Source organism: Streptomyces sp. NPDC041135 (genome assembly GCF_055592085.1).
In genome coordinates this window covers 1-10,448 of the sequence record NZ_JBVIYZ010000061.1, presented here as the reverse complement: position 1 = coordinate 10,448, position 10,448 = coordinate 1, and the positions used below count along the sequence as shown (strand labels likewise).

The following is a 10,448-nucleotide window of genomic DNA, read 5'->3' as shown; positions in this document are numbered from 1 at the left end:
GTCGCCGACCTCTCAGGCGTCACCTTCTGCGACTCCTCAGGACTGGGCGCCCTCGTCGGCATCTGGCGCTGCGCCAAGGAAGCCGACGGCTCCCTGACCCTGGCGGCCATCCCCGACCGGCTGAGCCGCCTGCTCAACGTCACCGGGATGGACACCTTCCTGCCCGCCTTTCCCAGCGCCGACGCCGCGCTCGCCGCACGCCAGGGCAACCGCACCACCGCCTGAAACCCCTCGCTCGCCAAGGCGCCAACAGCTGGCTGGCACTGCACAGCCCGGCCTTTCCTCCCGCGGGGCACGGGGGCATGGCCAAGCGCGCGCCGCGACCAACGTACTGGTCGCGACGCGCGCTCATCCGCTCCGCCAGGCGCTACACGTCGGGCTGCGGCGTACAGCACACCGGATGCTGCCTTTCCCCGTCAGGAGAATCGCCAGGACCGTCGCGTACTCCCGCTGCACCTCATCGGTGAACTGTGAGGCGTCACCGACAGGGCCGGCCTGATGGCCCTCGGCTATCAGGTGCGCTGTCTCGTGCACGGCCTTGGCCAGGACGTCGTACTGCTCGGGGTCCATGCGGGCCTTGAGCGTCTCCATGTAGAGGGAGACGTTGTCGATCCTGCCGTCATCCGAGCCGGAGGCGTTCGCGTCGATCATCTCGACAGCCTGGCCCGGGAGGCGGCAGGCGTCCAGGCCCGTACGCGGGGCAGCGCAGAGCGGTACAAGTACAAGTACCGGTATGGCGTCCAGTCGGATCCGGTAGCCGGCCGTGGTGGACCGGGCCCGTCGAAGCGCTGTACAGGCTCAAGCGGGCATCGGTGCCGGACGCAGCGACGCGAGCGGAGAACGCCGGAGTCACCTCACGCTGACCGATTCGGCCTCGTCGGCCAGGATGTCGCTGATGCCCTCGATCAGCAGTGAGAAGTCCTTATCGCCCAGTCCTGCCCGCACGCACTCCACGACACGGCCGGCCCATTCCACCCGCGGGGCAAGGTGCAGGGCAGCGTCCAACCGCTTGTGGGGATCGAGCTCCTGGAAGATGAAGTGCAGGAAGCCAGCGGTCATCAGGGCGCCTGGTGCGGTGTACTGCCGGTGGGCCTCCGCCGCCGCCCGGACCAGGCCTTGGGTGTTGGCCGGGTCATACGTCCTCATCGCGGTCTCGAGCAGGGCCCACGCGCCTGCCAGGCGGGCTCCACTTGCCGGCCTCGCCCCGGGACGGGCGGATTGCCGAACCGGCGCGCCACTTCCCCATGCAACTCTGCGCGATCGATGACGTCATTGAGGTCCATGCCCGTATCGCTATCCCCGGCGGACAGCCGAGCGCATGAGACATAGCCGCAGGGCACGCCCCGTTCACCTCGATGGCGCAGTGCCCAGTGGGCTGCCGAGCCCTCAAAGTGCTGGTGAACAGCAGAAGAGACAGGAAGAATCCGCCTATGGCTTCCTCCACCTACGGCAGATTGCCCGATCCTCTGCAGCAGCGCTCCTTCGGCCAGCGAAGGGCCGTGTGTCCCCATCCTGAGTGTGCAGTCGGTGTCGCGATGTCGCTGCGTGAGCAGCGGCAGGTCCATCCGACCGCCTCGAGCAACCTGATCGTGAAGACGGATGGCTTGGTCGTTTATGAGCAGCTGTGGACCTGCGACCTGTGCCATCGAGCCACCGTCGAACTGGTCGGCCTTGTGGATCAGGCCGCAACAAGACTGGAAGAGGCGTCCGAATCCTGGCGTCGTCAGGTGTGGCCGGAGCCGCTGCCTCGGAAACTCTCCGAAGACGTGCCGGAGCTGGTGCGCTCCCTGTTCACGGACGCCTCGAAGGCCGAGAACGCCGGCAGCTACCGCCTCGCAGGAGTCGGATACCGGGCCGCGGTTGAAGAGATCTGTAAGGACCAGGGAGCGACGAAGTACACGCTCTACGACAAGATCACGGAATTGGCCGGGCGTGGGCTCCCGCAGGATGTTGTGGACGCGATGCACGAGGCCCGCGTCGTCGGCAACGACAGCATCCACCACAACCTTGAGTACGCGGCGGACGAGATCGCCGACCTTGCGGAGCTCATCGAGGAAGCCGCACAGATCCTCTACGTGCAGCCAGCGGAGCGGAAGCGGATGGCACATGCCCGTAAGGCGCGCAGTGACGCAGCCAAGACGTCGAAGTAGCCGCAACGTGAGGGAGCTTCGGTAGCTGCCGAGATGCGCACGAGGCCCGGGACCATCGTCCAAGGCCTCGTGCACTTCGACTCAGTGGCCAGACGACGGCGTCATACCCATTCCACGCCCAGCTTCCGCAGCGCGTCTTTCCAGGAGCAGTGTTTGTGATCAGGAGCGGGTGTTCTGGCCTGCAGCGATCAGTTTGGTGTGTGGCTATGGTCAGACGGTGCTGTTGCTTCGGTAGCCGTGGCGAGCGTGGAAGCTGGTCCTGGTCTTTGGGCCTGATCTGCAGCTTTGTCAGGTAGCGGGCCGTGGTGATCAGGTCGGGTGATCTGCACTGCGCGCGGTGCGTTTCCGGTGGTCATTGATATGCGGCGGTGCTTGGACGAGCCGCCCGCTTTTGGGGCCGGGAGATGGTCAGCGGGCCTTGGGGTTGGTCTGTGACCTGGCAGGGCAGCGGTTCGTAATGTCGAGGCGACGCGGCCTGGGCCTGTTGCGCGTACGGCGGGCAGGTCGTCTCTGTCTTGGTCGCCGGTGAGTGCGTCGGCTGGCAGGCGACGGTAGTGGTGCAGCAGAGCGGCTACCTGCTCGGGTTCGACGTCTACGGCGGCGACGAGGGCGGCTAGGAGTTCTGCGCGGGAGGTGCGTTCGCCGGCGGCGGCAGCTGCGCGGACCAGAATGTTCAGCCTGCGGTCGACGTCCTCTGGGCAGAGCGCCGAGGTCTGGCGTCGTCGCTGCTGGAGGAGGACCCAGAGCCGGGCCAGGGCCGCGGCTGGTTCCGTCGGCGGCCCTGACGCACCAAGTCGGTGTCCCCTGTCGGCGTGTACCCCTACTGTGACGGCGTGACCTTCACCTACCACGCTCCCGTCCCTGCCCAGCAGGTACGGGAGCTTCCGATACGGGACGTCGCCCTGCTCCTGCTCAAGCACCTGGCGAGTGGGAACGGGCGTGCTCTTCAGCTGAACAGCATCGTGGGCTCGACTGCGGCCCGCGCGTACGAAGGAGAGCCGGACGTCGGCCAGCTTCTCGACAAGCTGGCCGATGCCTGGTCATGGCTTGAGTCCCGGGCGCTGCTCGCCCGGGACCGGACCCAGAACGAAGCCTTCCGCCGGGTCTCGCAGGAGGGCATGGAGCTGGCGAAGGAGCCTTCTGGCCTGACGCGGTTCGAGGCCGGCGAACGCCTTTCAGGCCCGTTGCACCCAACCCTGGAGGGGCCGGTGCGCACCAACTTCCATCTGGGCGAGTACGAGATCGCCAGCTTCGCGGCCATGAAAGCAGTCGAGGTCGCCGTGCGGGAAGCCTCCGGCCTCGACAACTTCCTGGTCGGCGTGCCCCTCATGCGTGCAGCGTTCCAGCCACACAAGAACGGCAAAGCAGGCGGGCCGCTGGCTGACGCCGAAGCCGAAGGCGGCGAGCAGGAAGCCGCCTCGGCTCTCTTCGCCGGAGCCATGGGCGCATACAAGAACCCCTCCAGCCATCGCACCGTAAAGTTCGACGACCCGATCGAGGCCGCAGAGATCATCCAGTTCGCCGACCTGCTGCTGCGACAAGTCGAACGGGCCAAGCAGCGTACGCAGAGTGGTGAGGCAGGAGCCTGACAACGGGTTGTTGTGAGCGCGAGAGCCGGAGAGGCGCCCCGAACGGCGGCTTGCCCGGTCCGCCCTCGGAGCGCTGAGGTGGTGCCCGCGCGGCCGGACGCTCCGATCCACGCTCACGAGGGAAGCTGCGGTGAAGACCTTCCCGACGGGGCAGACGGTCGTACGGTGCGACGTGCATCGCTTCGGGCGGGTGTGGAGCGAACAGGTGCTGCGCGTGATCACCGACTCCGGCAAGGCGCTGATGACTGCGTGCGCGCCTGAGGCGCAGGCCCAGTCCGCCTCGGGAGAGAAGTCACGGACGGCCCAGTACGGTCACGTCTGGAAGGTGGTCGATCGTCGGGACGCGGGCCAGTAGTCTCCGGCCATGGGAGATGCGGTCAAACCGGAAACGCTGCGCTCCGCTATAGCCAGCGCTGTAGCCGAGTTGAAGTCCTACGAGGTTCCGGCTGAGTGCGTGCGTCTGGGGCTCGCGCCGGGTGAAGAAGACGAAGCCTTCAGGAGCAAGTTCCGCTACGTTCTCACGCGCCTGCGACCGCTGGCGGTGCCGGAACTGACGGCCGTGGCCCGCAAGGTGGCGGACGAGTACGACGTTCCAGAGCTGGAGCAGATTCTTGCGTCGCTCGGCATGACCGGAGTCGACGGCGAGTTCAAGAACCTGATCTTCGCGGCCAACGGTCCCAAGCCCGACATCGTTTTGCGCGACGCCGTCAGTAACCGCCTGGAGATCGTCCGCAACGCCGAATACTGCCTGACGTACACCCGACCTCTCGACGCCGCCGGCCTGTCGTGGGCAGCCCTCGTCGACTGGTGGCAGCTAACGCAACCGGATGGTCAGAAGGATAAGCCGTCTGCCTCCCAGGCGTTGTGTGCACGGCTTGCGGATTCGCTTGCGTCCCCGCCGGAAGAGGTCCTGTTCCACACCTACGCGGCGTTGTACTTCCGGGAGGGAGGACATGCACTGCCCGCCCTGATCCCGCAGGTGTACCTCCACTACGACCCCTACACGGCAAAGCGCCGTGCCGAACCGGGCCCTCTCGCTCGGCAGCGCATGGACTTCCTCCTGTTGCTGCCGAACCGAGTGCGCGTGGTCCTGGAGGTCGACGGCCAACAGCACTACTCAGTCGACGGCAAAGCGAGCCCACAGCTCTACGCCCAGATGGTGTCGGAGGATCGGCAGCTGAGCCTTTCCGGCTACGACGTCTACCGCTTCGGCGGCCATGAACTGGACCGGAACAACGGCCCGCGCATAGTCGCAGGCTTCTTCCGGGAGCTCTTCCAGCGGTACGACATTCCGCTGCCGCCCTCAGTCACCGACTGATAGCCGGCAGTGCGAGCAGGCCGTGAGGGAAGAACCTGCTGCCCGTGCGCCCCTCACGCACGGGCCAGATCATGCCCAGCCCACTCCCAGCGCCCGCAGCGCCTCCAGTTGCTCCTGGGTGAGCTTGTTCCGCCTCGCGCGAATGTTCGATGTCCATACGCCCAGTTTCACGACCACCGGGTTGGTCTCACCCTCGACCACGATCTCCTCAGCGTGGCCGCGCGGCACAGGTCGGGAGCCTTCCCGCTCCACCCACTGCGCGAGGGCCGCCAGGCCCCGCTGGAACGCCTGCGATACTTTGCCCTGCCCCTTCGTCGCAGCCTTGGAGCTTGGTGTGGGAGACGGCGTCTCAGCGGGCGTGACGCCCAGCAGGGTAAGTCGCTCCTGCTGCTCGGGCAGGAGCCGCGACCAGATAGCCGGCTGCTTCTGCTGCTTGAGCCACCTGCCGATGTCGTCGCCGTCCATCAGCACGCCGGGTGCGATGTCGGGCAGCTGGCCGTCGGCGTCGACCAGGTCCGCGAGCACCCGGTAGTGCCGCTGCCAGTCCAGCGGCCACGGGCAGTCCCAGTCTGGGTCGATCTCCGTCAGCTGCGCCGCGCGCACGGCGGCCCGCTCCGGGTCCTTGCCCAGGCCGTTCTTCGTGCCCTTCCGCCGGAGGTTGGCGATGTGCTGCCCGATGGGCACCATCGCCTCGCCCTCGCCCCAGGCTGCGTCCTGACGCGGCGCAAGGTGCCCGGTGGCCCGCCGATACGACCTGAGTGCGGCCAGTTTGGCCTCCCACGCTTCCTCACCGGGCTCCCAGACCATCCCGGCCTCCGGCGCGTCTAGCAGGACCTTGCGCCGCTCCTCCAGCTCATCCGCCCGGAGCGCCTTCCGCTGCTGGTGCACCCACCGCCCAAGCGGGAACGCCTTCGTCGCCCCGACCTCAACCTCAACGTCGTAGGGCACGGCGTAGACGCCGGTGATCTCGTTCTCCGCCCGCCAGCGGATCAGGGCCTGGTAGCCCTCCAGCCACACCAGTGACTCCGGCCGGTAGACCCGGGTGCGCAGGAACGCCGCGATGGTCGCCGCGTCGCGCGGGCTGGAGAAGTGGAGCAGGGCGGACTCGGCAGCGGCGTCGGTGTCGTCCTGCTCCTGGTCCTCTCGGCCGGCCCCGACGATCTGCCCGTCCTCAGCGCGCTGGAGGTGGACCTTGCGCTTGCCGCTGGTGAGTGCGCGGGAGGCGAGCTGCTCGACCAGGCGCTCATCGTGGCTGCGCAGCCCCTGGAGCACGGCCACGAGCGGCTTGAAGCTCGCGGAGGCGACCATGTCCTGCGGGTCCTCGCCGGGCTCCAGGAACACCGGCACGATGATCCTGGCCACCTTCGTGCTGCCGTCCTTGTTGAGCCGGAGCGCGCGGCCGATGTTCTGCACGATCTCCACCTGGGAGCCGCGGGTGTCCGCGAAGCAGATCGAGTCGACGCCCCGTTCGCCGGTGATGTCCACGCCCTCCCCGAGCACGCGAACGCTGGCGAGGAAGGCGCGGTGCACCCGGCGCCCTGCCGCGCCGATGCCGTTGGCGAACTGCCGCAGGACTTCACGCCGCTCGCTGACGAGGTGGTCGCCGCACAGCCACGCCGACCACACGCGGTCCGGCGGGACGTGGCGGCCGGCCTCGAGTTCATAGAACTCCGCGTCGATGGAGGACTCCGGCAGTATGTCCGCGGCGGCCAGGTCCTCGTCTGAGGCGTCGTTCAGGTACAGCTCGGCTGCCGTCTGGGGCAGCTTGTCGGCGAACGCGGCGGCTTCCTCGACCTTCTGGTGGAAGGTCATGACAGTGCGCAGGTTCCAGGCGGTGGCGTGCTCCAGGAGCGCGGTCTGCAGGAGTGCCAGGCGCCGGCCCCGCCGCGCCTCCTCCGACTCCCCGAGAACGGGCGAGGGGTCGCGGATCTCCAGTACGTCGATCTCGAATCCCGCAAGGATTTCGCGCTCGATCGCCTCGCTCAGACTGAGTTCTGCGAGCCATGCGCCGTAGGTGCCATCCGGGTCATCGGCCATAGTCGCGAGCTCCACCTCCTGGCCGTCCGCGCCCTTGGTCGGCCGGGCCGCGGCGAGGATGCGGGGGGTCGCGGTGAGGTAGAGCCGGAAGTCCGCCGGGATGCGGGCGTTGTCGTGGATGGCCGCCCACGGGCGCCCAAGATCACCGGCGGTTCCGTGGGCCTCATCCACGATCGCGAGGTCGAAGCCCGGCATGCGCTGGCCGTACAGCCGGTCTCCACCCGCCAGAGCGGCCTCCAGCGGCCCGCGAACCTTCCGCTGGCTCTCCGGTGCGTCGATGTCATCGCGGTCAACCAGGGAGGCGTATGTGGCAAGCATGACCACCGGCCCAGACCCCGCCCAGAGGGCGAGCTGGATCGGGTTGGTGGTGGTCCGTACCCCCAGCTCCTTCAGCACCGGGTCGTTCTCCAGGGAGCACACCGCCACCATCGGGGCTCGGTGGCCCACGGCCCGCCACGCCTGAGCGGTCTGCGCGAGCAGGTCCAGGGTGGGCACGGTTACGAGGATCCGGCCGTCCGCGAACGACTCCAGCGCACACGCGGCGGCTGTGATCGTCTTGCCCGAGCCAGTCGCTGACACGATCGTGCCCCGGGCACCCTGCGGAGGCACGGATGACCTTGCCGGGAATCCCACCCACTTGCGGAACGCGGTGCGCTGGTCGACCTGGTGCTGTCGAAGGCTGATCACCTCAGGCTCCATGCGGGTCGGCGGCGAGCTGGGGTTCGGCTGTTTCAAGCTCCGGTGCCGACGCGGGTCTTTGGTGCTTGCGGCGTCGGCGTAGTTCTCGCTGGGCCTGGGCGCGGGCGCATTCGCGGGAGCAGTACTTGATCCCGCTGGTGCGGTGTTGGCCGTACTCGGCACGACCGCGTTGGCGAACGAAGGGGCGGCAGCAGGTCTCGTTGGCGCATTGGCGTACGGTCGCGCCTTCGGCCATGTGGTTATAGAGCTGGAGGAAGGCCACGGAGTAGATGGTGGGGTGGCGTTCGGCGAGACTGCCGATGCCCACGCTGAAGGGGCGCAGGGCTTCCTGCATCGCGGTTTTCATCTGGTTGAGCCGGGTCCACAGGAGGAATTCGCGTAGCACGTCGAGGGTTTGGGGCCATCCGTCCTCTCGGTGGACATTGTCGGCCCTCATCTGAGCGAGCCGGGCTTCGGTGACTTCAGGTTCGATGAGCTCGTCGAGACCTCCTTCGCGGCAGCAGGCGAGCCACGTCGTGACGGCTGTCTGGACCTCCCGGATGTAGATTTTGAGGAGGTCGCGGTGCATACCGAAACCCCCGGTCTCCTCGTTCTCCCGTTCCGCGAGCTCGCGGAGTTCGAACTCTTCGTCCTCGCCCCAGTTGGCATCGTCGAGCTCCGTGCCGAAGCCGCAGAACATGCCGTAGGTGCCGATCCAGTCGGCCAGGGTAGGCAAATCGTCCGGGTCGAGCTCCAGCAGCTCACGCAGGTAGAAGTCGTCGGGCAGGGCGGTCATCTCCCGGACGGCGAACGGGTCCTGCACGTCCCACATGATCCAGTCACCCTCCACTCGGACTCCCGCAACGGGCGTCAGTGGTGGCGATGGCACAGGCGTCCCGGGCCATAGCGTGGGACGAAAACGTGGGTCAATGTATGCCGCCATGACGGCATCCTACCCCTTACGGTGGTAGCACGAAGCATCATGGCTTCGTACCACGCGAGTCCGGCGATTCAAGGGGGAGCAATGCCGAACTGGGAGGCCCGAAAAGAAGCAGGAGACCGCCACGAAACACGTGTCATGCAGGCCCTGCGAGACCGCGGATGGACCGTGCAAGCCTGCGGCCAGGGCACCTACCCCGCCCCGATCCAAGACGCGCTGCGCCGCACCGGCTCCGGCCTGCGGCAGTTCCCCGACCTCATTGCCGCTCGCGGCGCCGACCTCGTCACCATCGACGCCAAGGACCGCATGCCCAGCACCCACAGCGACCGTTACGCGATCAGCACTGCCACCGTGAACGCCGGCCTGCTCTTTACCGCCACTAACGCCCCCACCCCGCTGTACTACGTCCTGGGCGACATGCGAGTCCTCACCCCGGCTGAGGTGCTCCACTACACCGTTCACGCTCTGCGTCACCGAAGCGGTGCTTACCACCTAGTCAGCACCCGACGGGCCCACTCCTTCGACCAGGTCTTCGGCTGTGTGACAGCACGGGCCGTCTGAAGAATCGAGCCAGCTGCACAAGGCAGTCCGGTGTACGCCGACAACCGAATATTCGTTGGACAACGCCATTACTGTCAGAGCATGACTTGGTCCTTGACCCATCTGCCTCCCCGCGAGCCAGATCTGCTCGACGCCCTGTTCCTTTCGGTTGGACGCTCCCTCTACCTCGCTAACGCGTTCGAAGAGAAGTGCCGCTGGATGGTTCGATGCATCAACCTGGTTGAAATGCACAAGAGTGGCGTTGAGTTCGTCATGGAGGGTGACATGATCACCAACCTTCCATCTGACAAAATGCTCGCAGCCACACTAAGCTCCCTGACCGGCAAAATTCCGAGTCCGGATGAGACCATGGCTGTGCTGCGACGGGCCACAAAGGCAAGAAACTTCATTGCACATGAGGGCGCCAGCGTCGGTGGCATCAGCGTCGCCGGAGAGAGAAGGATTATCGCGCATACTCGTCGCCTGCGCTCCGCGGTTTCTGATTTGGCGGCTGGCGATAACATCGTCTCACAGTGGGGTTTCCGCTTCGAAGAACCGTACCAATCTCTACCCCAAGAGCTGATCGACTCTTATCCGCAGATGGTCGACCAGTGGGTATTCGGGCACTTCGGAGATCTCCTTGATGAAAAAGTAGTAGACCCAGAGAATACAATCGGCTGAGATCTAAGGTTCCCCGATTAGGGAACTTGCATTTAAGTTGATAGGCTGGAATTCTCCAGTCGACGCATTGTCATTTTCCAGAGTAGATCCGGATTTCGATTTGAAGCACAGAGTGGCCCGGTTCCGCCAAAGCTGCTGTATGGATTCAGGCGCTGACCCCACATCAAAAGCCGCGCCTTGTGCGGGTGGTTGGGGTTGGTCCCGTGTTTCTGCCAACGGTACATGCCGCATCAGTCTGATGCGCGCGGCATACTGGAACCCACACGAACGAGCGACCCCCGCCCCTCGCAGCCAGCCCGGCCCGCGCCAGCGGGCCCCAGCGGTTCTGGAGGCGCAGCCGGAAGGACCGTTTGGGCGAGAGAGCGCAGCCGACCCGCCGGCCAGGCTGGAGCGAAGCGGAAGCCTGATAGCGGGACGGAGTCCCGCCGGTCCGGGAGCGCAGCGGACGGACCGTCACCCTGCCTGCGCAGCAGGCAGGGTGTGCGGGGGCGCAGCCCCCCGCCAGCGCTCACGCG

Annotated in this window: 11 protein-coding genes; 7 read left to right on the top strand and 4 right to left on the bottom strand. The window is 66.7% G+C overall.

The features are described from left to right. Nucleotides 1-225 (top strand): STAS domain-containing protein (locus ACZ6CZ_RS37130; RefSeq protein WP_469030377.1); only part of this gene is annotated, 225 nt, incomplete at its 5' end. A gap of 123 nt (nt 226-348) precedes the next feature. On the opposite strand, the gene ACZ6CZ_RS37125 is transcribed toward ACZ6CZ_RS37130, so the two are convergent. Further along, entirely contained in the window at nt 349-651 is a 303-nt protein-coding gene (locus ACZ6CZ_RS37125) for a hypothetical protein (protein ID WP_469030375.1), read from the bottom strand. Nucleotides 652-849: 198 nt separating this feature from the next. Then, nucleotides 850-1,146 carry a hypothetical protein gene (locus ACZ6CZ_RS37120; protein ID WP_469030373.1) on the bottom strand — a complete coding sequence of 99 codons (297 nt, stop codon included), beginning with the start codon at nt 1,144-1,146 and terminating at the stop codon, nt 850-852. A gap of 284 nt (nt 1,147-1,430) precedes the next feature. On the opposite strand from ACZ6CZ_RS37120, the gene ACZ6CZ_RS37115 reads away from it, so the two are divergent. The 4 genes from ACZ6CZ_RS37115 to ACZ6CZ_RS37100 all read left to right on the top strand — a co-directional run bounded on the left by ACZ6CZ_RS37115 (nt 1,431) and on the right by ACZ6CZ_RS37100 (nt 5,057). Then, entirely contained in the window at nt 1,431-2,150 is a 720-nt protein-coding gene (locus tag ACZ6CZ_RS37115; protein WP_469030371.1) for a DUF4145 domain-containing protein, read from the top strand. Between the two features lie 833 nt (nt 2,151-2,983). Then, nucleotides 2,984-3,739: a TIGR02391 family protein gene (locus tag ACZ6CZ_RS37110; RefSeq protein ID WP_469030368.1), complete on the top strand. Its 756-nt coding sequence runs from the start codon at nt 2,984-2,986 to the stop codon at nt 3,737-3,739. Nucleotides 3,740-3,869: 130 nt separating this feature from the next. Continuing rightward, a complete protein-coding gene (locus ACZ6CZ_RS37105) occupies nt 3,870-4,094 on the top strand; it encodes a hypothetical protein (protein ID WP_469030366.1) in 225 nt (74 codons plus the stop codon). A gap of 9 nt (nt 4,095-4,103) precedes the next feature. Continuing rightward, a complete protein-coding gene (locus ACZ6CZ_RS37100) occupies nt 4,104-5,057 on the top strand; it encodes a hypothetical protein (protein WP_469030363.1) in 954 nt (317 codons plus the stop codon). A 69-nt stretch (nt 5,058-5,126) separates the two neighbouring features. Here the strand turns inward: ACZ6CZ_RS37100 and ACZ6CZ_RS37095 are convergent, their stop codons facing one another. Further along, a complete protein-coding gene (locus ACZ6CZ_RS37095) occupies nt 5,127-7,793 on the bottom strand; it encodes a helicase associated domain-containing protein (protein WP_469030360.1) in 2,667 nt (888 codons plus the stop codon). Then, a complete protein-coding gene (locus ACZ6CZ_RS37090; RefSeq protein ID WP_469030358.1) occupies nt 7,783-8,604 on the bottom strand; it encodes a hypothetical protein in 822 nt (273 codons plus the stop codon). The genes ACZ6CZ_RS37095 and ACZ6CZ_RS37090 overlap by 11 nt, the downstream gene beginning before the upstream one ends. Before the next feature lie 246 nt (nt 8,605-8,850). Between ACZ6CZ_RS37090 and ACZ6CZ_RS37085 the strand changes: the two genes are divergently transcribed. Then, nucleotides 8,851-9,273 (top strand): hypothetical protein, encoded by a 423-nt coding sequence (locus ACZ6CZ_RS37085; RefSeq protein WP_469030356.1) that lies wholly within the window; start codon nt 8,851-8,853, stop codon nt 9,271-9,273. 81 nt (nt 9,274-9,354) lie between these two features. Next, complete coding sequence (locus tag ACZ6CZ_RS37080; RefSeq protein WP_469030354.1) at nt 9,355-9,933, top strand: hypothetical protein; 579 nt, start codon at nt 9,355-9,357, stop codon at nt 9,931-9,933. Nucleotides 9,934-10,448: the final 515 nt, after the last annotated feature.

Coding starts and splice junctions, on each gene's coding strand:
- ACZ6CZ_RS37090 (WP_469030358.1), bottom strand. CDS start 8,604: ATGTGGGACGTGCAGGACCCGTTCGCCGTCCGGGAGATGACCGCCCTG.
- ACZ6CZ_RS37085 (WP_469030356.1), top strand. CDS start 8,851: ATGCAGGCCCTGCGAGACCGCGGATGGACCGTGCAAGCCTGCGGCCAG.
- ACZ6CZ_RS37115 (WP_469030371.1), top strand. CDS start 1,431: ATGGCTTCCTCCACCTACGGCAGATTGCCCGATCCTCTGCAGCAGCGC.
- ACZ6CZ_RS37080 (WP_469030354.1), top strand. CDS start 9,355: ATGACTTGGTCCTTGACCCATCTGCCTCCCCGCGAGCCAGATCTGCTC.
- ACZ6CZ_RS37120 (WP_469030373.1), bottom strand. CDS start 1,146: ATGAGGACGTATGACCCGGCCAACACCCAAGGCCTGGTCCGGGCGGCG.
- ACZ6CZ_RS37125 (WP_469030375.1), bottom strand. CDS start 651: ATGATCGACGCGAACGCCTCCGGCTCGGATGACGGCAGGATCGACAAC.
- ACZ6CZ_RS37095 (WP_469030360.1), bottom strand. CDS start 7,793: ATGGAGCCTGAGGTGATCAGCCTTCGACAGCACCAGGTCGACCAGCGC.
- ACZ6CZ_RS37100 (WP_469030363.1), top strand. CDS start 4,104: ATGGGAGATGCGGTCAAACCGGAAACGCTGCGCTCCGCTATAGCCAGC.